The organism is Falsiroseomonas sp. E2-1-a4 (assembly GCF_051433165.1).
Taxonomy (GTDB): domain Bacteria; phylum Pseudomonadota; class Alphaproteobacteria; order Acetobacterales; family Acetobacteraceae; genus Falsiroseomonas.
In genome coordinates this window covers 148,369-174,891 of record NZ_JBHMFS010000011.1, presented here as the reverse complement: position 1 = coordinate 174,891, position 26,523 = coordinate 148,369, and the positions used below count along the sequence as shown (strand labels likewise).

The window sequence follows — 26,523 nt, the reverse complement described above, 5'->3', positions numbered from 1 at the left end:
CCCAGCTTGACGCGCCCGGCTTGACGCGCCCGGCTTGACTCGCCCGGCTTGACGCACAGGGGGCTGGAGCGTTGGCTGCCAGTCCCACCGGGACGAGGAACACCATGGGCGCCGCCGACAACCTGCCGGTCATCGATCTCGGCGCCCTGGGCACAGACGCGGGCGATGCTGCCATAGCCCGGGCGCTGGATGCGGCCTTTGGCGGTATCGGCTTCGCCTATTTCGCCAACACGCCGATCAGCGCGGCGCAGCAGGCGGCGATCTTCGCGGCGTCGCGCCGCTTCCACGCCCTGCCAGATGCGGCGAAGCGCGCCATCGACATGAACGGCTTTCACCGCGGCTACATGGCGCCAAAGACCAGCGTCATCCAGACATCCTCGGTCGCCCGCGTCACCAAGCCCAACTTCTCCGAATCCTTCATGTTCATGCATGAGGTGGCGGAGGACGACCCGCGCTTCGGCCTGCCCTTGCAGGGCCCCAACCAGTGGCCCGAGGCTCTGCCCGAGTTCCGCGCCGAAATCCTGGCCTACCAGGCGGCGATGGAGGCCTTCTGCCGCCGCCTGCTGCGCCCGATCGCGCTGGCGCTGAACCTGCCGGCCGATTTCCTGCTGAAGTGGTTCGAAACCCCCACCACCTTCCTGCGCCTGCTGCACTACCCGCCGCAGCCACCCGATGCGGCGGAGGATGAATTCGGCTCCGCCCCGCACACCGATTACGGCTTCATCACCGTGCTGCTGCAGGACATGTCAGGCGGGCTGGAGGTGCGACGCGCCGATGGCGTCTGGCTGCAGGCCACGCCGATCCCCGGCAGCTTCGTGGTGAATGTCGGCGACATGCTGGCGCGCTGGACCAATGGCCGCTGGCAATCCACGCCGCATCGGGTGAAGAACCTGTCGGGCGGCGAACGCTATTCCTGCCCGTATTTCTTCGACATGGACATGGCGAGCGAAGTGGCCTGCCTGCCGAGCTGCACCAGCGCCACCAACCCGCCGCGCCACCCGCCCGTGCTGTATGGCGACTATCTGCTGGAACGGCTGAACAAGAACTATTCCTACCGCAAGCAGACCTGATCAGCCGGCCAGATGCGGCCGCCGCACCCAGCGCGCGAGCAGCCCATCCACCGGCCCGAAGATCACGGAGATCGCCCAGGCCACCCCCGCCGTCAGCACGATGGCGGGGCCGGAGGGCAGGTCGAGGTGGTAGCTCGCCAGCAGCCCGAACACGGCCGAGACCATCGCAAGCCCGACCGCGGCATAGGCCATGCCCGACAATTCCCGCCCCCAATGCCGCGCGGCGACGGCCGGCAGCATCATCAGCCCCACCGCCATCAGCGTGCCCATCGCCTGAAAGGCCGCCAGCACGTTCAGTACCACCAGCACCAGGAACAGCCCGTGCCACAGCCCGCCGCGCACGCCCTCCGCCTGCGCAAAGCCCGGGTCGAAGCATTCCAGCGCCAGCGGCCGCCAGGCCAGCGCCAGCACCGGCAGGGTCAGGGTGGCAACGCCCGCCATCAGCAGCAGCGCCGGGTCATCCACCCCCAGCACCTGGCCGAACAACAGATGCGTGAGGTCGGAGGTATCGCCCCGCAGCGACACCAGCGTGACGCCCAGCGCCAGCGCGATCAAGTACAGCGCCGTCAGCGCCGCATCCTCCCGCCCCCCCGTGGCGCGGGACAGCGCCCCGGCGCCCACCGCCACCGCCAGGCCGGCGATCAGCCCGCCCAGCGACATGGCCGGCACCGAAAACCCCGCGATCAGGAAGCCCGCGGCGATGCCCGGCGTCACGCCATGCGCCAGAACCTCCGCGGTCAGGGAGGTCCGGCGCAGCATCAGGAACACACCGAGCAAGGGTGCAGCCACCGCCAGCGCCAGGCAGCCCACCAAAGCGCGGCGCATGAAGCCGAATTCGATAAAGGGGCCGAACAGCCAGTCCATCGCCCTAAGCCTGCGGGCCGGTCTGCTGACCGGTCCGAGGCCGCGAATGCGGCCCGCCGCCTATGCGGCGCAATGGTATCATGCCGCGCAGGCGGGGGCGGTCTCGTCCCAGGCTTCGGCCATCATCCGGGCACGCAGGCGGTTGGTGGCGGAGAGCACCTCCGCGGTCGGACCGCAGGCAATCGCCTCCCGCGCCAGCAACAGGCAGTCGGGGAATTCGCGCTGCACCAGGTCCAGGTCATGCAGCACCGCCAGCACGGTGCGGCCCTCGCCATGCCAGCGGCGCAGCACGGCCAGCAGGTCCGCGGCGGTGCGAGCATCCACCGCGTTGAACGGCTCATCCAGCAGGATCAGGTCCGCGTCCTGCACCAGCAGCCGCGCGAACAGCAGCCGCTGGAACTGGCCGGCGGACATGGCGCCGACGGAACGGCGCGCGAAACCGCCCAGCCCCACCGCCTCCAGCGCCTGCTGCGCCCGGTCCCGGTCCGCCGCGCTGGTGCCGCGGAAGGCCCCGAGGCGGGACCACATGCCCTGCAGCACCACATCGAGGCAAAGGATCGGGAAGGCGCGGTCCATGCCGGATTGCTGCGGCAGCAGCGCCACACGCGGCTTGGCGCCGGTCAGGGTCACCCGCCCCTCATCCACCCGGTGCAGCCCGGCGATCGCCCGCAGCAACGTGGTCTTGCCCGCGCCATTCGGCCCGACGATGGCCGCCAGCGACCCGGCAGCGAAGCGCGCGGAGACGTGATGCACGGCCGGATGCCGCTGATGCGTCGCCGTCAGGTTGGCGATCTCCACCGCCGGCCCGCGCCGCGGCACGGGCTTTTCCGTCACCACCTGCCTCATGCCGCCAAGGCCCAGAACACGGCAGCCCACAGCACCGCCAGCACGCTGGCCGCCAACAGCAGGCGCGCGCCGGCGCTGGCCGAGAGGGCCAGGGGATCCACGGCGCGGAGGGAGGAGAACAGGGAGTGCATGGTTACCTTATAACGTCACGCCCCCTATAGCGTTCAAGCTGTGCCTGGGAAAAGGCCTTGCGGTGGACTACCTCCGCTTGCGATGCAGGACAGCCCCCCGCCCCCCTCGCCCCTCCCCCTCACCTCGGATACCGAGGACGAGCTCCGCCGCGGACTCAAGCGGCACCGCGCCGCCGCCACCGGGCTGCTCGCCGGCATGGGGGGGCTGCTGATCGGCAGCTATGCGCTGCCGCCCGGCTACGGCACGGATCTGCTGCAGGCCGCCGCCAAGGCCGGCGTGGTCGGCGGCATCGCCGACTGGTTCGCGGTGACGGCGCTGTTCCGCCACCCGCTCGGCCTGCCGATCCCGCACACCGCCATCATCCCGATGCAGAAGGAAAGGCTGGGCGCCGGCCTCGGCCGCTTCGTCGCCAACCACGTCTTCACGGAGGCCGAGGTCGCCCGCGTCCTGTCCAAGGTGGATCTGGCGCGGGTGCTGGGCGATTTCTTCTCCGACCCCGACGCGGTGCAGCCGGCCGCCGGGGCGCTGGCCAAGGGGCTGCCGCGCATCCTGGCCAGCCTGGAAGATGGCCGCGCCCGCCGCCTGATGGGCCGCCTGCTGCCGCGCATCGCCGGCGGGCCGGCCGCCGCCCGGGTGCTCGCCCGCGCGCTGACCGCGCTGATCGAGGGCGGCCGGCACCAGGAGGTGTTCGACCTGGCGATCGGCCAGCTCAAGGCCGTGCTGGCAGCGAAGGAGGACCAGCTTCAGGCAGCCATTGCGGCGCGGGTGCGGGCGGAGGGTGGCGCGCTGGTCGGCTGGTTCGCCGGCGCCGGCATCGCGCGCCGCGTGCTGTCGGCCCTGAATGCCGAGCTGGACCGCGTGCAGCCCGGTGACAGCGACCTGCGCGCCGCCTTCGAGACCTGGATCCGCACCGAGATCACAAGGCTGGAGACCGACCCGGACCGCGCCGCCGCCGTCGGCCGTGCCTTGCGGGAGGCGTTGGCCCATCCGGCCGTCGCCGCCTGGCTCGGTGATATCTGGGGCCGGCTGCGCGCGGCGCTGGAGGCGGATGCGACGAACCCGAATGGTCGCACCGTGCAGGCGCTGCAGGCGGCGCTGGGCAATCTCGGCACCATGCTGGCGGAGGATCCGGCGGCGCGCGACCGGCTGAACAAGGGCGCCGAACGCGCCCTGATCGCCCTGCTGCCGCGCGCGCGGACCCAGCTTTCGGATTTCATCGCCGGCGTGGTGCGGAACTGGGACACGGCGACGGTGACCGAAAAGATCGAGCTGCGCGTGGGCCGCGACCTGCAATATGTGCGGATGAACGGCACGCTGGTGGGCTTCCTCGTCGGCGGCGTGCTTTACGCGGTGCTGACGGCGATCTTCGGGCGGGTGGCGGGGTAGGCGCGGCCGCTTCGGGGGGCTGGAGCGGCATCCGTTCTGACTGAATCAGTCAGAACGGATTTCTTGCTTCAGGCTCGGTGGCGTCTCAGCGACCGCGCCTGGGTCAATCAGGCCAGCGCGGCGCGGCGCGCGGCGCGGCGGCGCACCATGCCGAGGCCGAGCAGCCCGGCGCCGAACAGCGCGAGGGAGGCCGGCTCCGGCACCGGCACGGCTGTCAGGGTCACGTTGCCGCCGTTGGTGATGGAGCCGGTGCGCGCGAAGAACAGATCGCCGACATCGACCACGAATTGGCCGCCAACGCCGAAATCAACCGTGATCGGCTCGAAATCGATGAAGAAGTCGGTGATGCTGACGCCCGGGATATTCTCCAGGAGATCAGCGACCGGACCGGTGAAGGCGCCGGTCGCGGCAACCACCTGCACGGTATCGGCCAGCGGGCTGGTGAAGGTGATGTTGGCGGTGACGTCGAGGTTGTTGGTCTCGTTGGACAGCAGGCCACCGATGCCGCCGCAAAGCAGCGACGGGTTGATGCAGGTCTCGTTCAGCGTGACCCGCCCGAACAGGAAGGACCGGGTCTGGCCGAGGTTCAGGCTGAAGGATTGCGGGGTCACCAGATCGGTGAAGACGGCATCCGGCTGCCCGGTGCCGTAGCCAGAGCGATCTGGAAGCCGCCAGAGGAGATGCTGAAATTCACCGGCTGCGCCTGGGCGGCGGACACGCCCAAAAGAGCCACGGCGCCGAGAGTGGCGCCCAGAATGTTCCTGTACATTTCGATGATGCTCGATAGCAGCGACATTGCTGCTCGCTGAAGAACAGCAACGAACGTGCCAGATCGGTATGCCACTGGAATCGTTTCGTTTGGAAGAAACCTGACAACCGAATCACCACCGCCGTCAAGCCCCCCGATAGAGGCGTGTCCCGCAAAGAGATTTCCGTCATGTCACGAGACAATTTAAGGCAGCGCTAGGGACCGTCGCCGCATCATGCCTCCACGACCAAGGAGGATCACACGCCATGTCCCGCGACCCGCTTCTCGCCCTGATCGACAGCGTCTACTTCGCCATCCTGCGGCGGCTCCGGTCCTGAAACGGCGGGCCTGATCCGGTTGGCTCAATAGGCCACCCGGTCCGGCTTCTCCGTCCATTCGGCGAAAACCTCCAGCGCCTCCGCCGCCAGCAGGCGCTGCATCGGCAGAAGGCGTGCGGTGAGGGGCTTCGGGATTTCCTGGTAGAGGAATTCATCGTCGAAGCCGATGCCGGCCGCCTGCACCCGGTCATTCGCATAGACCACACGGTCGCAGCGGGACCAGTACAGCGCTGCCAGGCACATCGGGCAGGGCTCGCAGCTTGTGAACACCGTGGCGCCGCGCAGGTCGAAGCGACCGAGCGCGGTGCAGGCACGGCGGATTGCGACGATCTCGGCATGGGCGGTGGGGTCGAGGGTGGAGGTCACCTGGTTCCAGCCCTCCGCCACCATCCGCCCGTCCAGCACCACCACCGCGCCGAACGGCCCGCCCGCACCGCCCGCCATACCGCGGCGGGACAAAGCGATGGCGTGGCGCATGAAATCCTCATCCGTCATTCGCGGCCTCGACGTGCGGGGGCGCAGGCCCCAGGTTACGCGCCGGAGGGTCCATGATGCCGCTTGCGCTGTCCATTCTCGACCAATCGACCATCGCCTCCGGCCGCGGCGCCGATGATGCGATCCGGGAGACGCTGGCGCTGGCCCGGCTGGCGGACCAGTGGGGCTATCGCCGCTATTGGCTGGCGGAACACCACAACAGCGCCTCCCACGCCGGCACGGCGCCGGAGGTTCTGGCGGCGGCGATCGCGGCGACCACCCAGCGCATCCGCATCGGCACCGCGGGCGTGATGCTGCCGCATTATTCCGCGCTGAAGGTGGCGGAGCAGTTCCGGGTGCTGGAATCGATCGCGCCGGGCCGGATCGATCTCGGCGTCGGCCGGGCGCCGGGCTCGGATGGCCGCACCGCCTATGCGCTGAACCCGGATGCCGCCGCGGCCGCCGATCGCTTTCCGCAGCAGGTGCAGGATCTGATGGGCTGGCTCGGCGACGGGCTGCCGGAAAGCCACCCCTTCCGCATGGTCACCGCCAACCCCGCCATTCCGACAAGGCCGGAGGTGTGGATTCTCGGCAGTTCGGATTTCGGCGCGCAACTCGCCGCCTATTTCGGCCTGCCCTACTGCTTCGCCCATTTCATCACCGATGGCCGTGGCAGCGAGGAGGCGATGGGCCTGTACCGTGAGGGTTTCCGCCCGCATCCCGGCGTGCCCGGCCGGCTCGCCAAGCCGCAGGGTGTCGTTGCGGTCTATGCGCTGACCGCGGCGACGGAGGCTGAGGCGCATCGCCATTTCCGGTCCCGCGCCATCTGGCGCCTCTCGCGCGACCGCGGAATCTACCCGCCCCTGCCGAGCCTGGAGGAAGCCGAGGCCTACGCCCTGTCTTCGGACGAGGCAGCCAAGATCGAGCGCATGCGCGCCCGCGCCCTGGTCGGCGCGCCGGAACAGGTGGCGGCGCGGTTGGCTGCGCTGGCCGCGGCGCATGGGGTGGAGGAGGTGGCGGTGCTGACGCCGTGCCACGACCCGAAGGCGCGGCAGGAGAGCTTTCGGTTGCTGGCGGAGGCGGTGGCGAACACCAGGCTGTCCGAAGCCGCCTGACTACCGGGTTGGAAATTCCGGCGCCCGGCTGCGGTGCCGGCGCCGGGCGCGCTGCCGTGCGGCGGCCTCGGCCAGCGCCGGCAGGCCCAGCAGCGGCGCCGTCAGCACCGCCAGAAGCCCGAAACCCGCCCCCCAATGCGCCCCGCCCAGTGCGAAGGCGGCGCCGGAGGCCGTCCAGGTCACCGCATTGACGGCCAGGCCGATACCGAACAGCCAGCGCATCCGCCGCAGCCGGGCGGCGGCCGCGGCCGGATCGCCCTCGGTCCAGGGGGTGCCGCGGGGGGAAACCTCATAGAGCCGATCCGTCTCGATGCGGAACGGCGGGCGGTTCAGCGCCGCATCACGACGAAGACGGGTCGCCCCTGCTGCCGAGCGCGGCGCAGGCGCCACCAGAGGGACCCGGCACCGATCAACCCGGCCACCAGCAGCACCGGCAGGATCAGCCCGACGAACAGTACGGCCAGCGCCGCCAGCACCAGTCCGCCGGAGATCAGCGCCACCAACAGCGCCACGCCGCCGACTCGCGCCAGGACGCGATCCAGCAGGCCCGGTTGCGGCGGGGTCGGCGGCTGCCGGAATTCGCCATCAGGCGTCATGTCCAGCACGGGCGGTTGGCGATGCGGTTCCATACCTCATCATGTTGCCCGCCGGGCACCCGGGTTCAAGGGCGGTCCTGTTACGGCCTGGCGATCAGGAAACCGGCGCCGCATCCACCACATGGAAGCCCGCGGTCACGCTGTCATTCCAGCTTTCGGCACGCAGGTGGCCCGCCAGGTGCAGCGTCCCGCCGCCCAGCAGCGCCGCCGCCAGCGGGCCTTCCTTGGCCCGGAAGCAGATGGCCTTCAGGCGCCCGCTGCCGCCCTCCCCTTCCAGGAAGGCGCGGATCGTGCCGCCTTCCTTGCCCACCCGGTCAGCGCGGACCACCCGGGCGCGGGACAGCACGAAGACAGGCTCGTCATTGCCGGCGCCGAAGGGGGCGAGGCGGGCGATCTGGCTGGCGACCTCCACCGTCGCGCCCGAAACGGCAAGCGAGCCTTCCACCGGCAGGTCCGCCGCGCCGGGCAGGTCCGCCGCGTGGGACAGGCGCTCGTCCAGGAAGGAATGAAACTCCCCCTCCCGCGCCGCGAGGAAGGAGAATCCCGCCGCCATGGCATGCCCGCCGCCGGTCTCCAGCAGCCCGGCCTGGCGCGCGGCGATGATGGCAGCCCCCAGATCCACCCCGGCGACGGAGCGCCCCGAGCCCTTGGCCAGCCCGTTGTTCAGCCCGGCGACGCAGGCCGGGCGGTTGTATTTCTCCTTCATGCGGCCGGCGACGATGCCGACCACGCCGGGGTGCCAGCCTTCCCCCACCACCAGCAGCACGGGGTGTCCATGCAGCGCCTGGCGCTCGGCCTCGGCCATGGCGGCGGTCAGCACATCGGCCTCCACCTCCTGCCGCCGCTTGTTCACCGCATCCAGCTTCTCCGCCATGGCGCGGGCCTCCAGCGGGTCATCCTCCAGCAGCAAACGCAGCCCAAGGTCGCTCTCGTCGATGCGGCCGGAGGCGTTGATGCGCGGGCCGAGCAGGAAGCCCAGCGTATGCGCGGTCGGCGCATCCTTGGCTGCCGCGACCTCCAGCAGCGCCGAGACACCGGCCCGGCCGCGCCGCGCCATCACCTTCAAGCCTTGCGCCACCAGCGCCCGGTTCAGCCCGGTCAGCGGCATCACGTCACACACGGTGGCCAGCGCCACCAGGTCCAGCAAGTCCAGCAGCTTGGGTTCGGGCCGCGTGGCGAAGGCGCCGCGCCGGCGCATCTCCCGCACCGTGGCGACGCCGGCCAGGAAGGCCACGCCGGCCGCGCACAACATGCCGAGGCCGCTGGTGCAGTCCAGCCGGTTCGGGTTCACCGCGGCGCGCACCCGCGGCACCGGGCCTTCCGCCTTGTGGTGGTCCAGGATCACCACATCCGCCCGGCCGCGCGCCGCCTCCAGCGCCACCTCCGCCGCGATGCCGCAATCCACCGTGACGATCAGCGTCGCGCCCCGGTCGCACAGCGTGGCGATCGCCTTGGCATTGGGGCCGTAGCCCTCGGTGATGCGATCCGGCACGTAATGCACCACGCGGGCGCCCAATTCGCGCAGCAGCCGCACGGTCAGCGCGCCGGAACAGGCGCCATCCACGTCGTAGTCACCGAACACCACCACCTGCTCGCCGGCCTGCGCCGCATCCGCCAGGCGGGATGCCGCCGCATCCATGTCGCGCAGGGTGGAGGGATCCGGCATCAGCGCGCGCAGCGTCGGTTCCAGGAAATCCGCCGCCGCCTCCACCCCCACGCCGCGCGCCGCCAGCAGCCGCCCGACGAGTTCGGGCAGCGCCAGGCGCTGGGCAATGCCGAGCCCGGTGCGTGCATCGCCCTGCCGCCAAATCCAGCGCCGGCCGAGCGCGCTTCGCGCCACGCCCAGCGCCACTTCGGCGCCGGGGGCTCCGAGAAGGGTGGCGCCGGTGTCGTTCAACCGGCGAAGGCCGCGGGCTTCAGCGCGAAGTTGTGGTGCCCCTCGACATAGCGGACGGTGCCGGACTTCGAGCGCATGACGATGGAATGGGTGATCGCGCCCTTCCCGAAGTCCCGCACGCCGCGCAGCATCGGGCCGGTGGTCACGCCGGTGGCGGCGAACATCACATCGCCGCGGGCCATGTCCATCATGGAATAGATTCGGCTGGCGTCGGTGATGCCCATCTCCTTGGCGCGGATGATCTGGTCCTCGCTCTCAAAGATCAGCCTTCCCTGCATCTGGCCGCCGATGCAGCGCAGCGCCGCGGCCGCCAGCACGCCTTCCGGCGCGCCACCGCTGCCGAGATAGATGTCCACGCCGGTATCAAGCTGGGACACCGCCACCACGCCCGAGACGTCGCCATCCGGGATCATCATGATGCGCGCGCCGGCCGCCCGGCAGCGCTTGATGATCTCCTTGTGCCGGTCGCGGTCCAGCAGGCAGACGACCAGGTCGTTGATGCTGCGGCCCTTGGCCTTGGCCAGGTTCGCGAGGTTCTCCTCGACCGAGGCATCCAGATGCACCACGCCCTCCGGCAGGCCGGGGCCCACCGCGATCTTGTCCATGTACACATCCGGCGCATGCAGGAAGCCGCCCTTCTGGGCGAGCGCCACGCAGGCCATGGCGTTGGGGCCGCCCTTGGCGGTGATGGTGGTGCCCTCCAGCGGGTCCACCGCGATGTCCACCTCCGCGATGTTCTCGCCCTGCTTGCCGGCGTAGAGGCCGACCTTCTCGCCGATATAGAGCATCGGCGCCTCATCCATCTCACCCTCGCCGATCACCACGGTGCCGGAGATGGCGACGGTGTCGAAGGCGCGGCGCATGGCTTCCACGGCGGCGCCATCGGCGGCGTTCTTGTCGCCGCGGCCCATCCAGCGGCTGGCGGCCAGGCCCGCGGCCTCCGTCACCCGAACCAGTTCCAGGGCCAGGTTGCGATCGACATGGACCTGGCGGTCCGTCTGCGGTGTGGTCTCGGACAAGGTGGCTTCCTCCGGCTCAGGGCTGTGGGCAGTCGCCGCCCACCGGCCAAGCATGCGTTGTGGCCCGGAACCGGGGGCGGCGGAAAGGGGGCTTAGTAGCGGCGGACAAAGCCCTCTCCACCCAAAGGGAGGGAGAGGGTTGGGTGAGGGGGGCAGGAAAAACAGCGGCCGCGCTTCAGGGTTCCACGCGCCCTCACCCAGCCTACGCGATCCTTGCGTCCTACAGCGCCTCGATGCGGATCATCGCCGGCGTCTCCAGCACCGCCTCCAGCGCGTCAATCCGAAGGATTGCCGCGCGCATCTGGGCTTCCTCGCAATCATGTGTGGTGACCACCACCGGCACCGCCTCACCCGGCGCCCGGCCGCGCTGCAGCATGGATTCCAGGCTGATGTGGTGGTCGCGCAGCGCCGCGGTGACATCGGCGATGACGCCGGGGCGGTCCACTACCATCAGCCGCAGATAGTAGGCGCCGACGCGCTGCGACATCGGCAGGCTCGGCGCACGGGACAGGTCCCGCGCGGCGACGCCCCAGACCGGCGTGGTGCGGCCGCGGGCAATGTCAATCAGATCGGCGCAGATCGCGCTCGCCGTGGGGCCGGCGCCGGCGCCGCGGCCTTCCAGCACGATGCGGCCGACGAAATCACCCTCCGCCACCACCGCATTGAACACGCCATCGACGCGCGCGATCGGGTGCGCCACCGGCACCATGCAGGGGTGCATCCGCGTCTCGATACCCGCTTCGGTGCGTCGCGCGATGCCGAGCAGCTTGATGCGGTAGCCAAGCTCCTCCGCCAGCTTGATATCCAGCGCAGAGATGGCGCGGATGCCTTCCACATGCACCGCGTCGAAATCCACCGGGCGGCCAAACGCCAGCGCGGCCAGGATCGCCAGCTTGTGCGCGGCATCGATGCCATCCACGTCGAAGGCCGGGTCGGCCTCGGCATAGCCAAGCTTCTGCGCCTCGCTCAGCGCCTGCGCGAATTCGATGCCGCGCTCGCGCATCTGCGTCAGGATGTAGTTGCAGGTGCCGTTCAGGATGCCGAGCACGCGGCTGATGTCATTCGCCGCCAGCCCCTCCCGCAGCGCCTTGATGGCGGGGATGCCGCCGGCCACCGCGGCCTCGTACGCCAGGGCCACGCCCTTGGATTCGGCGAGGTCCGCGAGTTCCGCGCCATGCACGGCGAGCAGCGCCTTGTTGGCGGTGACCACCGGCTTGCCGGCGGCCAGCGCCGCGCGCACCAGGTCGGCCCCCTGGCCCTCGGACCCGCCAATTGCCTCCACCACCACATCCACATTTGGATCATGGGCGAGCGCCACCGGGTCGTCGTACCAGCGCAGGCCCGAAATCGAGACGCCGCGGTCGCGCGTGCGGTCGCGGGCGGAGACGGCGGTGACGGCCATCGGCCGCCCGGCGCGGGCCGTGATGGTTGCGGCATTGTCGCGCAGCAGCGTCAGCACGCCGGCGCCCACCGTGCCGAGGCCGGCGACCGCGACGGAAAGCGGCTTGGTCATGTGCAGATATCCAATCGAGAAATCAGGCTGCGTCGGGGGTCTCGACCGGACCGGCATTGTCGGCGGTCAGGAAGGTCTTGATGCCGCGCATCGCCTGGCGAATGCGCTGGCTGTTCTCCACCAGGGCGATGCGGACATGGCCGTCGCCATGCTCGCCGAAGCCGATGCCGGGCGCCACGGCGACCTTCGCCTTGGCCAGCAGCAGCTTCGAAAAGTCCACCGAACCCAGATGTTTGAAGCGGTCCGGAATCGGCGCCCAGAGGAACATGGACCCCTCCGGCGAGGGCACCTGCCACCCGGCAGAAGCCAGGCCCTTCACCATCACGTCGCGGCGTTCGCGGTACAGGTCGCGCATCTCCTGCACGCAATCCTGCGGCCCGTTCAGCGCGGCGGCGGCGGCGATCTGGATTGGCGCGAAGGCGCCGTAATCGAGATACGACTTCACCCGCGTCAGCGCCGAGACCAACCGCGGGTTGCCAGCAGCGAAGCCCATGCGCCAGCCCGGCATGTTGTAGGTCTTCGACATGGAGGTGAATTCCACCGCCACATCCTTCGCCCCCGGCACTTCCAGGATGGAAGGCGGCACGTTGCTGCCGAAATAGATTTCCGCGTAGGCGAGATCGGACAGGATGAAGATCTCATGCTTGCGCGCGAAATCGACGATCTGCCTGTAGAAATAAAGATCGGCCAGCATCGCCGTCGGGTTCGACGGGAAATTCACGATCAGCGCCGTGGGCTTCGGCACCGAATGCCGCACGGCGCGATCCAGCGCCGCCAACATCTCGTCATCCGGCGTGCAGGGAATCGACCGCACCGAAGCGCCGGCCAGCACGAAGCCGAATTGATGGATCGGGTAGGACGGGTTCGGCACCAGGATGGTATCGCCCGGCGAGGTGATGGCGGCCGCCAGATTGGCCAGCCCTTCCTTGGAACCGAGCGTGGCGACCACCTCCGTCTCCGGATCCAGCTTCACCTTGAAGCGGCGGTCGTAATAGCCGGCCAGCGCCTTGCGCAGCCCGGGGATGCCCCTGGACGCGCTGTAGCGATGCGTGCGCGGGTCGGCCACCGCCTCCACCAGCTTGGCGACGATATGCGGCGGCGTCGGGCAATCCGGGTTGCCCATGCCAAGATCCACGATGTCCTCGGCGGCTGCGCGCGCCTTGGCCTTGGCCGAGTTCACCTCGGCGAAGACGTAGGGCGGCAGGCGCCGGATGCGGTGGAACTCCTCAGTCATATGCGTCGGGTCCGTGGGGTAAAGGGGAGTCAGGATAGCGGAAGGGTTCAGTTGCCGCGAGGCGCCAGCAGATCCGCGCCCGGCGGCGGCGGCGGCGCCAGCAGGTCCCCCATCGGCGCCGGCGGCGGGCCGGATAGCGGCGGCGGGGCGGCTTGCGGCAAGGGGGCCGGGGCGGGTTGCGCGGCGGAGGTGGCCGGCGCCGGCGTGGCGGGAAACGAGGGTGCCGCGACAGCCGGGGCGGCCGGCTCGGGCACCGGCTCTAGCCGGATCCTGGGCACGGCGGCCAGGATGGGTGGCGCCGGCGGCTGGGTACCGGTGGTCACGGGTGCCGCCGTGCCTGTCCTTGCGGTAAGCGACCCGTCACGGTCCGCGGCCAGTGCGGCGGTCAGCGCCGCCCGCTCCGCCGCGGTCGGCGGTACGGGCCGGGCCGGCACGGTGGCCAGGTTGGGGTAGGGCGCATCGCGGCCCGGCGGCGGTTCCCGCCCGTCCAGATAGCCGCCGCTGACATTGCGCCACCAATAGCGCGGATCGATATCCTGCGGCACGCCACCGGCGCAGCCGGCCAGCAGCAGGGCACCGGCCAGGACCGCTGCGGGGCGCGCTTGATCACCCGGCATCCGGCCTTTACCCTCACAATGTTTCCCGTGGCGTCCGACGCGCGGGTGCATGGCTTCCCAATCCTTCGCGCGCCGAGGGTTACCCCGAACCACCAGCCGGCGAAAGCACCAAGGCGAGGGTTAGGCGGGAAGACTCACCCAAGCGGGCGACGGGCGGCGAATTCAGGGGAATGCGGGCGCATGGCGCAGGATTCAGGTGCGGGCGAAACCAAGACGGGTGAAGCCAAGGTGGGCGGGGCGAAGGGCGGTGAAGCCCCGGCGGGCGGCGCTGCCACGCCACAGGCCCGGCCGGATGCTTCCGATACGGCCAGCTTCCGCCTGCCGGACCCCGCCCTGGTCAGCCGCACCATGGCCGATGTGGCAGAGCGCGGGCAGCGCATCGTTGCCGATTTCCTGAAGCGCCAGGCGGAGGGCGCACCGGCGAGCAGCCCGGACCCGCTGCATATCGGCTCCGCCTTCATCGACATGACGACGCGGCTGATGGCCAACCCGGCGCGGCTGATGCAGGCGCAGATCGGCTTCTGGCAGGACTACCTGACCCTTTGGCAGAACACCGCGCGCCGCATGATGGGCGACCCCACGCCGCCGGTGATCGAGGAAGTCAAGGGCGACAAGCGCTTCAAGGATGATGCGTGGCGCGAAAACGAGGTCTTCGACTTCATCCGCCAATCCTACCTGCTCTCCGCCCGCTACTTCACCAATGTGGTGCAGGGGGCGGAGGGGCTGGACAACAAGACGGCGCAGAAGGTGGATTTCTACACGCGGCAATTCGTCGATGCGATGAGCCCGTCCAACTTCCTGATGACCAATCCGGAAGTGCTGCGCCGCACGGCGGAAACCGGCGGGGAGAACCTGCTGAAGGGCCTGTCCAACCTGCTGGCCGATCTGGAACGCGGCAAGGGCAACCTCCGCATCCGCATGACCGACGACAGCAAGTTCAAGGTCGGCGCCAACATCGCGGTCACGCCCGGCAAGGTGGTCCACCGCAACGCGCTGATGGAGCTGATCCAGTACACGCCGGCGACCGAGCAGGTGCTGAAGCGGCCGCTGCTGATCCTGCCGCCCTGGATCAACAAATTCTACATCCTCGACCTCCGCCCGAAGAACAGCTTCATCAAATGGGCCGTCGAGCAGGGCCACACCGTCTTCGTCGTCTCCTGGGTCAACCCGGATGAGAACCTCACGGAGAAGGGGTTCGAGGACTACATGCGCGAAGGCCCCTATGCGGCGCTCGATGCGATCGAGGCGGCAACGGGCGAGAAATCCGTCAACGCCATCGGCTACTGCCTGGGCGGCACGCTGCTGTCCTGCACCCTGGCCCATATGGCGGCGAAGAAGGACACGCGGATCAAATCCGCGACCTACTTCGTCACCATGACGGATTTCGAGGAGGCCGGCGAACTCGGCGTCTTCATCGATGAGGAACAGCTTCTGGGCATCGAGGAGAAGATGTCCAAGAAGGGCTTCCTCGAAGGCCGGGAGATGGCGACCACTTTCAACATGCTGCGCGCCAACGACCTGATCTGGTCCTTCGTGGTGAACAACTACCTTATGGGGCAGGAGCCATTCCCTTTCGACCTGCTCTACTGGAACGACGACAGCACCCGCATGCCGGCGAAGATGCACAGCTTCTACCTGCGGCGGATGTACCAGCAGAACGACCTGGTGAAGCCGGGCGCCATCGAGCTGGACGGCGTGAAGATCGACCTGCGGAAGATCAAGGTGCCGAGCTACCTGATCTCGACGCGGGAGGACCACATAGCGCCGTGGAAATCCACCTATCGCGGCACGCAGATCTATGGCGGCAAAACCCGCTTCGTGCTCGCCGCCTCCGGCCACATCGCCGGCGTGGTGAACCCACCCGATTCAGGAAAATACAGCCACTGGGTGAACACCAGCCTGCCGGCGGACCCGGATGAGTGGTTCCAGGGCGCCACCGAACTCGCCGGGTCCTGGTGGCCGGATTGGCAGCGCTGGGTGCTGGCGCAGGACAAGACCATGGTCCCCGCCCGCAAGCCCGCCGATCCCGGGCTGGGCGATGCGCCGGGCAGCTATGTGACGGTGATGGCGAAGGACTGAGGCGTGATGACTTGAGGTGGACTCACCGAAAAGTCTGAATCATACCAGATCCCATTGGTCGCGACCTGCGCCCGCCACAGGCGGGCGAGCGCCCGAATGGGCGCCGCGCCAGGTGGCGCGTAGCCAAGCGGAGCGCCGGCGTTTGAGGGCGGATCGGTCACGATCCGCGGGATTTGGTATCACGCGACCAAACAAAGCCGGACCATGATGCGTGAACGAAGGTGAACGCATCATGGTCAGGGCCAGCCCTCAGCGCGGCCCGATCCCCAGGCCCCGCCCCGGCTCCGGGTTCACCCAGCCGGCCTGCGGGTCCAGCGCCCCGGTCAGCCCGCCGACGCGGCTGCGCGCCAGGCGGTCCACCTCGTCCCGGGCCAATGATGTCGCGATGCGGCCCTGCGGCAGCGGGCCGGGGCGGCTGAGGAAGGCCAGCGTGCCCGCCCCGCCCGGCTCGAACAGCGCCGGGCTCAGCGCCGCTTCGGCCGCCGCCCGGTCGCCGCGGGCCAGCGCGACATGGGCGGCCGCCAGCGCCCGCACCACCGCATCCGGATCGGCGCCGGCGCGGATGCCGAGCGCGGCGCGGCCCTCCACCCGGGCGCCGCGCAGCTCGAACACCACGCCGGCGGGCAGTGGCGCCCAGCGCAGGTCGCGCATGAATTCCGCCGTCACCAGCTCCACCTGCGCCGCGGCGCGGGCCATGGCGGCCGGGTCGTTGTTCAAGGACCGCCCGCCATCGGCGTAGGCTAGCGCCGCCTGCCCCACCGCATCGCGCAGCGGGTCCGCGCTGCCGGCGCCGAGCACGGCCGGAAGGCGGGTGGCAGCCGGTGGCTGGCGCAGCTCCGCACAGCCGGTGAGCGCCAGGGCCACAAGTGCGAACAAGGCAGGCCGCATGGCGAAGCTCTCCCAGCGTGTCATCCGCGCATCCTATCCGGCTTTATTGGCGGAGGCGAAGGCCGCCGCCAGCGCCTGGCCGAGCGGCACCAGATCCGCCTCCGCCAGCGCCGCCGGATGCACCACCAACACACCTTCCCGCATCCGCCCCTGGTTCACATGCACCCGCCGCGCCCGCAACGCCGCTTCCACCTGCGCGGCCTGCGCCGCATCCTGGCAGCGCAGCAGAAGCAGCGGCGTCGGGCCATCCGCGATCTCGGCGGGCACTTCACCCATCGCCGCGCCCACCGCCCGCAACCGCGCCAGCATCCGGGCCTGACGCGCGGCATCGCCCTCGGCCACGAAGCGGCGCAGCGCGACCAGCAGGCCCACCACCTCCTCCTTCCCCGCCTTGCAGGACCGGCCGATGCCGTGTCGCGGCAGGAAGGGCAGCGCGGTATTGCCGGCGAATTCCGGTGGCAGGCGGAACTGCGCGTCCGGCACGTCCAGATCCAGCATCTGCAACAGCGCGCTGGCCACCAGCGGCCGCCGCCCGGCGAGGATGCCGCTGGCCTGCGGCCCGCCGATCGCCTTGCCGCCGGAAAACGCGACGAGGTCCGCACCGGCTTCCAGGAAGCCGGACAGGTTGGCGATGGGCGGCAACTGCGCCGCGGCATCCACCAGCACCGGCACGCCGGCCGCATGCGCCACGCGCACCACCTCCGCCAGCGACGGCTCCGACCAGGGCTGCGCCACCCAGAACACCGCCGCCGTGCGCGGCCCGATCGCCGCCGCGACCTCCCCCACCGAGGCATCACGTACCCCGGCGCCGGAGAACCGGTCCGGGATGCCGACCTCGACGATGCGCCCGCCGGCCACCTCCAGCGCCCGGTCATACATGTTGCGCTGGCTGCGGCTGATGATGAATTCGCAGCGCGCGCCGGCCTCCGGCAGCGCGTTCATCGCCACCGGGTCCAACCCCGCCAGGCAGGCGGCCGCGCCCAGCAGCAGCGCGGCGGAGGCGCCACCCGTCACGATGCCGGCCTCCGCGCCCGTCGCCGCCACGATCTCCCGGCTGGCCGCCGCCTGCACCTCCAGCATGTCGAAGCAGGCGCTGGCGGCCTCGGCCATCGCGGCGCGGACCTCCGGCGCCAGGATGCCGCCCGAAAGCCGCGTGACGGTGCCGGCGGCATTGATGACGGGGGCCAGGCCCAGTTCGGCCAGTACGCTCATGTCAGCACCCGGCGCACCGCATCCTGCCACCCGGCATGGCGCCGATCTGCCTCGGCGCGCGGCATGGAAGGCTGGAAGCGCCGATCAAGGCGCCAATGCGCCACGGCCGGGCCGGGCGGCGGCAGCAGCCCGGCCTGGAGACCCGCGAGATAGGCCGCGCCGAGCGCCGTGGTCTCCTGCACCTCCGGCCGGTCCACCGGCGCGCCGAGCAGGTCGGCCAGCGCCTGCATGGCGTAGTCGGATGCGGTCATGCCGCCATCCACTCGGAGCACGGTGGTCCCGGCCGCGCCCCAATCCGCCTGCATCGCCTCCACCAGGTCCCGCGTCTGGAAGGCCACCGCCTCCAGCGCCGCGCGGCAGATCTCGGCCGGGCCGGTGTTGCGGGTCAGGCCGAAAATGGCGCCGCGCGCCGCCGCATCCCAATGCGGCGCGCCGAGGCCGGTGAAGGCCGGCACGAAATACACCGCCTGCGCCGGGTCCGCCTGCGCCGCCAGCCGCCCGCTCTCGGCCGCATCCTGGATGATGCCGAGGCCGTCCCGCAGCCATTGCACCGCTGCGCCGGCGATGAAGATGGCGCCTTCCAGCGCATAGGTGCGCTGCCCGCCCAATTGCCAGGCCAGCGTCGTCAGCAGCCGGTTCCGCGACGGCACCGCCACATCCCCGGTGTTCAGCAGCAGAAAACAGCCGGTGCCATAGGTGGATTTCACCATGCCCGGCGCGAAGCAGGCCTGGCCGAGCATCGCCGCATGCTGGTCCCCCGCCATGCCGCGCACCGGCACCGCCGCACCGAGCAACCCGGGCTCGGTCTGGCCGAATTCGGCGGCATTGTCCCGCACCTCCGGCAGCACCGCCGCCGGAATGCCAAACAAACGCAACAGGTCGTCATCCCAGCAGCCACGGCGGATGTCGAACAACATGGTCCGCGCCGCATTCGTCGCATCCGTCGCATGCACCCGCCCGCCGGTCAGCCGCCACAGCAGGAAGCTGTCCACGGTGCCGAAGGCGAGGTCGCCGCGTTCCGCCGCCGCCCGCGCGCCGCCCACATTGTCCAGCAGCCAGGCGAGCTTGGTGGCGGAGAAATAGGGGTCCGGCAGCAGCCCGCTGCGCTCCGCGATCAGCGCGCCGGCCCCTTCCGCCGCCAGCCGGGCGCAATGCGCGGCGGTGCGGCGGTCCTGCCAGACGATGGCGCGGTGAATCGCCCGCCCGCTGCGGCGGTCCCACAGCAAAGTCGTCTCGCGCTGGTTGGTGATGCCGATGCCGGCCAGATCCTTCGCCGTCGCGCCACCCTGCTCAAGCGCGTCGCGCATGGTGGCCAGCGTCGCCGCCCAGATCTCCTCCGGCTCATGCTCCACCCAGCCCGGCGCGGGAAAATGCTGCGCCAGAGGCCGCTGCGCGCTGGCACGCGGGGCGAGGTCCGGCCCATGCAGGATGGACCGGGTGGAGGTGGTGCCCTGGTCGATCGCCAGCAGCAGGTCCATCACGCCTCTCCCCGTGCCAGCAGCCAGAAGGCGAATCCGGTGGCCAGCACCGGCGCGCCCAGGGCGCCAAACGCGGCGAGCCCCGGCTGCACCAGCCCCAGCAGCGGCCCCAGCCCGGCCGACAGCACCGCCAGCACCAGCGCCGCCAGCGCCGCGCCCACCACATGCCGCGCCAGCAGCGCCGCCACCAGCGCCGCGAAGGCCGGCAGGAAGCCGGCGCCGAGCAGGGCCAGCCGGTAGGCCCCCAGCGCCTCGACCGAGACCCATCCCGCCGCCGCGGGCGCCCCGCCGACCACCAGCCCCAGCGCCACCGCCAGCGCCTGCAGCCCGAGCAGCCCGGTGGCCAATGGCAGCGGCGCCATCCCGCGGGAGGCCGCGAGCAGCAGCAGCCCGGGCAGGGCGGCCAGCATCGCCAGCGTCACCGCCATCACCGGCCCGCCCAGCAGATAGGCGGAGAACGGCCCGGCCAGCACCGCCAGCGCCAGCGCCAGGCCGGCCAGCGCCTGCACCGCCAGTGCCCGCGCCTCCCCCGGGCGCAGACGCACCGGGCTGGCGGCCGCCGGAGCGGCGGCCAGGAAGCCGGCCAGCGCCGCACCCAGCGCCAGGCCCCCGAAGGCCCCCGCCAGACCCCCGACCAGCCAGGCCAGCACCGCAGCCGCCAGCGCCCCCAGCGCCAGCCCCGCCAGCGGCGACAGGCCGAAACCGGCGGCGACGCCCAGCCCGACCCACAGCAGCGCCAGCGCCGCGCTGGCCAGCGCGGCGGCCATCGCCTCCGCTACCGGCAGCCCGTCCAGCCCATGGAACAGCGCGAAGGCGGCGAGGCCCGCGGCCCCGCTGGCCAGCCCCAACGGCCATCCCACCAGGCCACGCCGCGCCGCCAGCACCGCGGCCGGCGCGCCGGCGAGCAGGGACAGGGCCACCACGAACAGCAGGGACAGGAACTCTCCCTGCACCCCCAGCAAGGCCAGCAGCGCCAGCCCGGCCAGCATCGCCAGCACCGGCCCCAGCCAGGCACCGGCCACCAGCGCACCCTCCGGGCCAGGGGTCTCCTTCAAGCCATGGGCCCCGTTCATCGCGGCGCCTCCGCGAGCCACAGGCGCCAGGCGGCGGCGTGCGGGCCGGTGACGACGGCGCGCTGGGCCTCCGCCTCCAGCAAGGGGCGCCAGCGCAGCACCAGCGCCTCCAGCGCCGCGAAGTCGCGCGCCCGGAACAGGCATTCGGCCAGCCAGCCAATGGCGTAGACCCCCGCCGCGCCACGCGTCACCGCCGCCTCCAGCGCCCGCCTTGCCGCCGGCAGGTCGCCCAGCGCCAGCAGGTTCCGTCCGAGCGCCGCCTCGGCCTCGGCATCGCCGCCATCAGGCGCGGCCTCGGCCAGCGCCTGCCAAAGTTCAGCGGCTTCCGCCCGGCAGGCATTGGCGCGCGGCGCATCGAGCAGGCCGGAAAAGGCGGCACGGTCCAATGCGCGGGCCAGGGCGCGCTGCGTGGTGCGGCCGGCAGCGCCGGATTGGCCGCGGGCGCCGGCGCGCGAGGCCTCCACGGCATCCAGCAGCCGGCGTTCCACCTGCGGGCGCAGCAACTCGGCGCGCGCCCGCACCGCCGGATCGGCATCGCTCAGCCCCAGCCGCAGCAGGCCGGCACCGCCGGGGCGGGCGGGCTCCGCCGCCAGGTCCAGCGCGCGCGCCTTCTGCCGCGCATGGCCCCAGCGCAGCACATCGCCCAGCGATTCCAGCAGCAACCCCTCCGGCACTTCCCGCGCCTGGGCGATCGCCTCCAGCCGCGCATCCAGCGGATCCTCCGGCAGGGGCCGCGTCGCGCGGCGCAGGCCGCGCGGGACGCCAAGCGCCAGCGCCACCAGGGCCGCGAACATGGCCAGCGGACCCAGCACCGGCAGCGTCGCGCCCAACAGCCGCAGCATCGTGCCCGACCAGTCTTCGTCGCCCGGCCCCGGCGCGGCCCCGAGCAACAGCGACAGGCAACAGCCGAGATGCAGGACCAGCGCCGCCGGCCACCAGCCCAGCCCGATCGCCCCCACCACCAGCGCCTGCCCCGCCGCCAGCCCGGCCAGGATCAGCCCCGCGCGGCCATCCGGCAGCAGGGCGCGCGGCGGCCGGCGATCCGCCCCGACGGAGGGCAGGCTAGCCGCCATGGGGGCGCACAACCTGCCAGCCGCCGCCCTGCATGCCATGCAGCAGCGCCACCCCCACCACCACCTGGGCGGTGGCCGAGGGCGCGCGGTCTGCCAGCAGCCCCCGCAGCCGGGCCGCCGCCGCCTCCGCCCCCGCCACCGCGGCGCCGGGCAGCAGGATGGACAGGCGGCGTTCCTCCAGCCGCGATTCCAGCAGCAGGTCCGATCCGCGGAAGGCCTCCGCCATCGCCGCGCGCGTCGCCTCCAGCGCCGCCGCGCCGCGTGGCCCGGCCGGAATCTCGGCCGAGAGCAGCGCCAGTTCGAAGCCCAGGCGGCGTGCCAGCCCCGTCATCACCGCAATGGCGCGGGAGGCATCCTCGCCCGGCACCATCAGCCCGCCGCCAGCCGACGCACCGGCCAGGCCGCCGCCGCCCGAGGTCGCCTCGGCCGCCTCCCGCGCCCTGGCCTCGGCCAGCGCCGCGCCAATCCAGCCGGCGGCGGCTTCCAACGACGCGATGGTCTCCAGGCCGAGATCGTCGAAGCCGATATCCTCGATCTTGACCATGCCGAGCACAAAACCATCCCAGGGCGAGAGCACCGGCGCCGCCAGCAGCCCCTCCCCGCCCAGAGCCAGGCGGTCGGCCAGCCGCGTGGCCACCAGCGCGCCGCGGCCCTGGGCGATGGCATCGGTCAGCGGGCCGGGCAGGATGGTGTGCGCCAGCGGTGGGTCGGCGTGCTGCGGCCAGCCCTCCGCGGCCACCAGATGCAGGGTGCGATCCTCGGCCAGCCAGAAGGAACAGGCGGTGCAGCCGGTGGCAGCCCGCAGCAGGCCGGTGGCGCCGCGGATCACGCCTTCCGTCCCGCCACCCAGGATGCGCGCGGCCTCGAACACCGCGGTGGTGGCCTGCAGCCGGGCGCCGAGCCGGGCATCCAGCTCCAGCGCCCGTTCCGCCAGGCGCTGGTTGGCCTCGGCGATGGCGGCGCGGTCCTGCTCGGCGGCAGCGACCTTGTCCTCGGCCGCACGCAGCCGGCGCAGGTGCCATTCGCTGAAGCCGCCGACCATGGCGGCCAGCAGCGGCCAGACCAGGGGCAGCGCCCAACTGCCCAGCGTCCAGAGATCGGCGGAGACCGCGAGGCCGATGCGGAGCAGCCCGGCCGCGAGCGCCACGGCAACGCCCGGCACCAGCCCGTAGCGGGCGGCGACGTAGAGCACCGGCAGCATGAACGGGGAGGCCGGATAATGCGCGAAGCCATTGCCGCCGGTCAGCACCTGGTCCAGCGCCGCCATCAGCAGCAGCCCGCCCAGCCCCTCGACCAGGGGCCGCAGCGGTACGCGCAAGGGCGGCAGGCCGCCGAAGGGCAACCCGGATGGCGGCGCGGTCGGGGCCGGGGCTTTTGGGGCCGGGGCTTTTGGGGCCGCGGGCCTAGTGGCTGGGGCCTTGGGGGCCGGTTCGGGTGATGTCGCCTCCGGCTGGCCGAGCGCCCGCAGCCGCGCCACGGCGGCATCGGCCGGACGGCTGGCTCGCTGCCAGCGCCAGGGCCAGCGCCAGCGGCGGGCCCGTGGCAGTGCGGGTTGCGCCGGCTTGCTTGATGGCGCGTTCGGCGGCGCTTCTCGCGCGGTCCAGGGGTCGGACCAGGGGTCAGTCCGGCGATCAGCCCGGGAATCGGCTGGGGCCTCGGCCTCACGCGGCGCCCCCGTCACGGCGGGCGCGTGTGCCGGCGGGGCGAAGCCGGGCCCCGGCGCGCTTTCCGGTGCATCCGGCGGCGCCGTGGGGCGACGCCCGGAGGCCGAGGGCATCTTCAAGCCAGCAATCCCGAACCGACCATCTTCCCCATTCGCCCGCCCCCGCAGCAAACCAAGCAATATCGGCAGCAGCCCGGCCGCGCCAGGGCCGCTGCGGTCCGGCCCGGCCATTCCACCCCTGGCGGGTCCGGCAAGGCCCCGCTACCTGTTGGCCGGAGCATGTCCTACACCGCAACCCCCGCCGCGCCCGGCCTGCCGCCTGCCGACCCGCTCGGACAGGTCCTCGGGCTGAGGCCGGCGCGGCGCTTCGGCCTGGCCTTCGGTGCCGCGGTGCTGGCGGCGCTGGCCGCCGCCACCCTGTTGCCGCCGCCGGCCGCACCGCCGCCGCTGCGCCTGGCGGATGCGCTGCGCCCGGCGGAAGACCGGCTGACCGCCGGCCTGGAACGCGCCGCCGCCGCCCGGCCGGACGACCCGGCGGCGCTGCGCCGGCTGGCGGAACAGCTGCGTGCCAGCCACCGCCCGCAACAGCTTGCCGCCGTGCTGGAACGCCTGCATGCGCTGACCGGGGAGCCCGCCGCGCTGCGGGAGGCGATGGGCCTGCGCAGCGAATCGGGCGATGCCGCCGCCGCCCGCGCCGCGCTGGAACGGCTTTCCGCGCTCGGCGCGACCACGGATCAGGAAGCGCTGCGCCTGGCCGCGCTGCGGATGGAGGCGGGCGATGCCGCCGGCGCCTTCGCCGGGCTGCTCGCCGCGCTCGGCCGCAGCCCCACCCCGGAACTCGCGCTGCGTGCCATGCAGGCGGCGGCGCGGCTGCCGGACCCGGCCCGGGCGATGCGTCCGATGGGGGATCTGCTGGCGCAGGTGGCGCCGGATCTGATGGAGGCGCTGCGCCGCGTGCTGATGGGCGATGGCCGCCCCGACCTGGCGCTGTACCTGCTGGAAGGCCTGCCCGCGGAGGACCAGGCCAGCCCCCGCATCGCCCTGGCGCTGGCCGAGGCCGAGGCGCGCGCCGGCTGGGCCGGTGGCGCGCTGGCCCGGCTGATGGCGCTGCGCGCGACCGAAGGATTGCCGCCCGGCGGCGGCGCCCTGCTGATCGACCTCGCCCTGCGGGAGGGTCAGGTCGAGGAGGCCTTCGCCGTCGCCGCCCTGCTGCCATCCGAATCCTGGCCCGCCGCGCTGCCGATGCGGCTGCATGAAGCCGCCCGCACGGCGCGCGATGCCACCCTGTTCCGGCGCATCGACCCGGCCAGCTTAGCCGCACGGCCGGATGCGGCAGCCGTGGCGGCGCTGGCGCGCGGTGACCGGGCGGCGGCGCGCCGCTACGCGCAGCAGGCGGTGGAACAGCCCCCGGCTTCGGTGGAAGGTGCGCGCGGCGTGGCCGCGGTGCTGCGCGAGCTGGGCCTGGACCAGGCGGCGCATGACCGGCTGCGGCGAGAGGTGCAGGCGCCCGATCCGGCCCCGCTGACGATCCGCCTGTTCGCCGAACTCGCTGCCCTGCCCGCCCGCCGCGCCGCCGCCCTGCCGCTGCTGGAGAGGCATCGCGGCTCCGGCCCCATCGCCGGGGAGGCCTGGCTGCGCCTGGCGCTGGCGGAAGACCGGCTGGACGATGTGGCGCGTTTCCTGGCCGGCGGCGGCACCGCCTCCGCCGCCGCGCTGGCCGAGACGCTGACCCTGGCGGCACAGCGCCGCGCGCCCGGCGTGGCGGATGCCGCCGCGGCCGCACTGCGCGCCTTGCCCGAATTGCCCGAAGGCTGGACGGCGGAGGAGGTGGCGGTGACCGCCGCCCTCGCCCGGCCGCTCGGCGCCGGCAGCCTGACTGGCGCGCTGAACCTGCTCGGCTGGACCGGGGAAGTCGCGGCGGCCGACCGTGTGGTGCGGCTGCTGGCGGCGGCGCCTGAGGTGGCCAGCGCCGGTGCCATGCTCGGCGCCGGCCAGCACCCGGCCGTGCCGCGCCTGCTGCGCGGGGCGGAGGCCAGGGATGAGGCCGGCACGGCACGGCTGGCGCTGGTCGCCGTGCTGGCCCCCGCCGCGGCGGCGCCCCTGCTGGCGGCGCGGGCGGAAAGCGAGCCCGCCCGCTTCGGCCCGGCCCTGGTGCTGGCCCGTCTGCGGGGCGAGGGTGTGGCGGCCGGTGAGGCCGCGCTGCGCGACCTGCTGCCAGGCCTGGACCGTGCCCAGCGGGAGCAGGCGCTGTTCCTGGTGCTGGCCGCCGCGCCGCAGGATTCGCAGGCGATGCTGCGGCGCCTGTCGGACGCCACGCTGGGGGCCGGCTGGCAGGCGCGCTACGAGGCACTGCTGGCCCGCCAAGGCCGCCGCGCCGAATTGCTCGCCGCGCTGCGGACCCGGGCCAGCCAGGCCGATGCGGCGGAGCGGCAGGCGATTGCCGCGCGGATGATCGAATTGGGCGACCCGGAGGGTGCCGGCGCGGTGCTGCGGGCCAGTGCGGAGGAAATACGGTGACGCTGCGAATGTATGATCTGGCCGGCGCCGACCCGGCACGGCGTTTCAGCCCTTATTGCTGGCGCACACGCATGGCGCTGGCGATGAAGGGGCTGGAAGTGGAGACCATCCCCTGGCGCTTCACCGAGAAGCAGGTGCTGGGTGACCTGGGCTGCGACAAGGTCCCGGTGCTGGTCGATGGCGAGCGCGTCATCACCGATAGCTGGGCAATCGCCGAATACCTTGAGCAGGCCTACCCCGACCGCGCCAGCCTGTTCGGCGGCCCCGGCGGCCATGCGCTGTCCCGCTTTGTGACGGGCTGGACCGATGCGGTGCTGCATGCCGGGCTGGTGCGGATGGTGGTGGCAGACATCGCCAAGGTGCTCGCGCCCGAGGATGCGGATTATTTCCGGCAGAGCCGGGAAGCCCGCTTCGGCATGAAGCTGGAGGCCGTGCAGGCGGATCGCGAGGCGAAGCTGGAGGGGTTCCGGCAGAGCCTGCACCCGCTGCGTATGGTGCTGCGGGCGCAGCCCTTCCTCGGCGGGGATGCGCCGCTGTATGCGGACGCCATCGTCTTCGGCGGTTTCCAATGGGCGCGTTGCGTCAGCCCCTTCCGGCTGCTCGCTTCTGACGACCCGCTGGAGGCCTGGCGGCAGCGCATGCTGGACCTACATGGCGGCATCGCCCGCGCCGCCCCGGGCTTCGATTGAGG

25 protein-coding genes are annotated in these 26,523 nt (G+C 72.1%); 6 read left to right on the top strand and 19 right to left on the bottom strand.

Annotation, left to right across the window (positions count from 1 at the left end; translation table 11 throughout):
- Positions 1–104: 104 nt before the first annotated feature.
- A complete protein-coding gene (locus tag ACFHNC_RS14160) occupies positions 105–1,070 on the top strand; it encodes an isopenicillin N synthase family dioxygenase (RefSeq protein WP_437169869.1) in 966 nt (321 codons plus the stop codon).
- Here the strand turns inward: ACFHNC_RS14160 and ACFHNC_RS14155 are convergent, their stop codons facing one another.
- The 3 genes from ACFHNC_RS14155 to ACFHNC_RS14145 all read right to left on the bottom strand — a co-directional run bounded on the left by ACFHNC_RS14155 (position 1,071) and on the right by ACFHNC_RS14145 (position 2,911).
- Positions 1,071–1,934: a metal ABC transporter permease gene (locus ACFHNC_RS14155; RefSeq protein WP_437169868.1), complete on the bottom strand. Its 864-nt coding sequence runs from the start codon at positions 1,932–1,934 to the stop codon at positions 1,071–1,073.
- A 78-nt stretch (positions 1,935–2,012) separates the two neighbouring features.
- Positions 2,013–2,768 carry a metal ABC transporter ATP-binding protein gene (locus ACFHNC_RS14150; RefSeq protein ID WP_437169867.1) on the bottom strand — a complete coding sequence of 252 codons (756 nt, stop codon included), beginning with the start codon at positions 2,766–2,768 and terminating at the stop codon, positions 2,013–2,015.
- An 8-nt stretch (positions 2,769–2,776) separates the two neighbouring features.
- The gene (locus ACFHNC_RS14145; RefSeq protein ID WP_437169866.1) at positions 2,777–2,911 is read right to left on the bottom strand and encodes a hypothetical protein; all 135 of its coding nucleotides are present in this window, start codon (positions 2,909–2,911) and stop codon (positions 2,777–2,779) included.
- An 82-nt stretch (positions 2,912–2,993) separates the two neighbouring features.
- On the opposite strand from ACFHNC_RS14145, the gene ACFHNC_RS14140 reads away from it, so the two are divergent.
- Positions 2,994–4,298 (top strand): DUF445 domain-containing protein, encoded by a 1,305-nt coding sequence (locus ACFHNC_RS14140; RefSeq protein WP_437169865.1) that lies wholly within the window; start codon positions 2,994–2,996, stop codon positions 4,296–4,298.
- Positions 4,299–4,405: 107 nt separating this feature from the next.
- On the opposite strand, the gene ACFHNC_RS14135 is transcribed toward ACFHNC_RS14140, so the two are convergent.
- The 3 genes from ACFHNC_RS14135 to ACFHNC_RS14125 all read right to left on the bottom strand — a co-directional run bounded on the left by ACFHNC_RS14135 (position 4,406) and on the right by ACFHNC_RS14125 (position 5,879).
- A complete protein-coding gene (locus ACFHNC_RS14135; RefSeq protein ID WP_437169864.1) occupies positions 4,406–4,909 on the bottom strand; it encodes a PEP-CTERM sorting domain-containing protein in 504 nt (167 codons plus the stop codon).
- Positions 4,906–5,094 (bottom strand): hypothetical protein, encoded by a 189-nt coding sequence (locus tag ACFHNC_RS14130; protein ID WP_437169863.1) that lies wholly within the window; start codon positions 5,092–5,094, stop codon positions 4,906–4,908. Before ACFHNC_RS14130 ends, ACFHNC_RS14135 begins: the two co-directional genes overlap by 4 nt.
- Positions 5,095–5,408: 314 nt before the next feature.
- Positions 5,409–5,879, bottom strand: a complete 471-nt coding sequence (locus ACFHNC_RS14125; RefSeq protein WP_437169862.1) for a nucleoside deaminase — start codon at positions 5,877–5,879, stop codon at positions 5,409–5,411.
- A 53-nt stretch (positions 5,880–5,932) separates the two neighbouring features.
- On the opposite strand from ACFHNC_RS14125, the gene ACFHNC_RS14120 reads away from it, so the two are divergent.
- Positions 5,933–6,973 (top strand): LLM class flavin-dependent oxidoreductase, encoded by a 1,041-nt coding sequence (locus ACFHNC_RS14120; RefSeq protein ID WP_437169861.1) that lies wholly within the window; start codon positions 5,933–5,935, stop codon positions 6,971–6,973.
- Here the strand turns inward: ACFHNC_RS14120 and ACFHNC_RS14115 are convergent, their stop codons facing one another.
- From ACFHNC_RS14115 to ACFHNC_RS14085, 7 genes are all read right to left on the bottom strand, one after another.
- On the bottom strand, positions 6,974–7,363 hold the full coding sequence (locus ACFHNC_RS14115) for a hypothetical protein (protein WP_437169860.1): 390 nt from the start codon (positions 7,361–7,363) through the stop codon (positions 6,974–6,976).
- Positions 7,303–7,602 carry a hypothetical protein gene (locus ACFHNC_RS14110; RefSeq protein WP_437169859.1) on the bottom strand — a complete coding sequence of 100 codons (300 nt, stop codon included), beginning with the start codon at positions 7,600–7,602 and terminating at the stop codon, positions 7,303–7,305. Before ACFHNC_RS14110 ends, ACFHNC_RS14115 begins: the two co-directional genes overlap by 61 nt.
- 61 nt (positions 7,603–7,663) lie before the next feature.
- Entirely contained in the window at positions 7,664–9,466 is a 1,803-nt protein-coding gene (recJ, locus tag ACFHNC_RS14105; RefSeq protein WP_437169858.1) for a single-stranded-DNA-specific exonuclease RecJ, read from the bottom strand.
- A complete protein-coding gene (gene glpX, locus ACFHNC_RS14100) occupies positions 9,463–10,485 on the bottom strand; it encodes a class II fructose-bisphosphatase (RefSeq protein ID WP_437169857.1) in 1,023 nt (340 codons plus the stop codon). Before glpX ends, recJ begins: the two co-directional genes overlap by 4 nt.
- Positions 10,486–10,705: 220 nt before the next feature.
- Positions 10,706–11,998 (bottom strand): homoserine dehydrogenase, encoded by a 1,293-nt coding sequence (locus ACFHNC_RS14095; protein ID WP_437169856.1) that lies wholly within the window; start codon positions 11,996–11,998, stop codon positions 10,706–10,708.
- 22 nt (positions 11,999–12,020) lie between these two features.
- On the bottom strand, positions 12,021–13,232 hold the full coding sequence (locus ACFHNC_RS14090; protein ID WP_437169855.1) for an LL-diaminopimelate aminotransferase: 1,212 nt from the start codon (positions 13,230–13,232) through the stop codon (positions 12,021–12,023).
- Between the two features lie 47 nt (positions 13,233–13,279).
- A complete protein-coding gene (locus tag ACFHNC_RS14085; RefSeq protein ID WP_437169854.1) occupies positions 13,280–13,849 on the bottom strand; it encodes a hypothetical protein in 570 nt (189 codons plus the stop codon).
- Positions 13,850–14,029: 180 nt separating this feature from the next.
- Between ACFHNC_RS14085 and ACFHNC_RS14080 the strand changes: the two genes are divergently transcribed.
- Positions 14,030–15,928, top strand: a complete 1,899-nt coding sequence (locus ACFHNC_RS14080; protein ID WP_437169853.1) for a PHA/PHB synthase family protein — start codon at positions 14,030–14,032, stop codon at positions 15,926–15,928.
- A 249-nt stretch (positions 15,929–16,177) separates the two neighbouring features.
- Here ACFHNC_RS14080 and ACFHNC_RS14075 read toward each other — a convergent pair whose 3' ends face one another.
- The 6 genes from ACFHNC_RS14075 to ACFHNC_RS14050 are packed head-to-tail and all read right to left on the bottom strand — an operon-like array spanning position 16,178 to position 22,970.
- Positions 16,178–16,840, bottom strand: a complete 663-nt coding sequence (locus ACFHNC_RS14075) for a hypothetical protein (RefSeq protein WP_437169852.1) — start codon at positions 16,838–16,840, stop codon at positions 16,178–16,180.
- Positions 16,841–16,849: 9 nt separating this feature from the next.
- Positions 16,850–18,028, bottom strand: coding sequence for a hypothetical protein (locus ACFHNC_RS14070; RefSeq protein WP_437169851.1), 1,179 nt, complete (start codon positions 18,026–18,028; stop codon positions 16,850–16,852).
- Complete coding sequence (gene glpK / locus ACFHNC_RS14065; RefSeq protein WP_437169850.1) at positions 18,025–19,506, bottom strand: glycerol kinase GlpK; 1,482 nt, start codon at positions 19,504–19,506, stop codon at positions 18,025–18,027. Before glpK ends, ACFHNC_RS14070 begins: the two co-directional genes overlap by 4 nt.
- On the bottom strand, positions 19,506–20,579 hold the full coding sequence (locus ACFHNC_RS14060) for a hypothetical protein (protein WP_437169849.1): 1,074 nt from the start codon (positions 20,577–20,579) through the stop codon (positions 19,506–19,508). The genes glpK and ACFHNC_RS14060 overlap by 1 nt, the downstream gene beginning before the upstream one ends.
- Positions 20,576–21,652, bottom strand: coding sequence for a hypothetical protein (locus tag ACFHNC_RS14055; RefSeq protein WP_437169848.1), 1,077 nt, complete (start codon positions 21,650–21,652; stop codon positions 20,576–20,578). Before ACFHNC_RS14055 ends, ACFHNC_RS14060 begins: the two co-directional genes overlap by 4 nt.
- The gene (locus ACFHNC_RS14050; RefSeq protein ID WP_437169847.1) at positions 21,642–22,970 is read right to left on the bottom strand and encodes a hypothetical protein; all 1,329 of its coding nucleotides are present in this window, start codon (positions 22,968–22,970) and stop codon (positions 21,642–21,644) included. The genes ACFHNC_RS14055 and ACFHNC_RS14050 overlap by 11 nt, the downstream gene beginning before the upstream one ends.
- Positions 22,971–23,594: 624 nt before the next feature.
- Here ACFHNC_RS14050 and ACFHNC_RS14045 point away from each other — a divergent pair.
- Positions 23,595–25,832, top strand: coding sequence for a hypothetical protein (locus ACFHNC_RS14045; protein WP_437169846.1), 2,238 nt, complete (start codon positions 23,595–23,597; stop codon positions 25,830–25,832).
- Positions 25,829–26,521 (top strand): glutathione S-transferase family protein, encoded by a 693-nt coding sequence (locus ACFHNC_RS14040; RefSeq protein ID WP_437169845.1) that lies wholly within the window; start codon positions 25,829–25,831, stop codon positions 26,519–26,521. The genes ACFHNC_RS14045 and ACFHNC_RS14040 overlap by 4 nt, the downstream gene beginning before the upstream one ends.
- Positions 26,522–26,523: the final 2 nt, after the last annotated feature.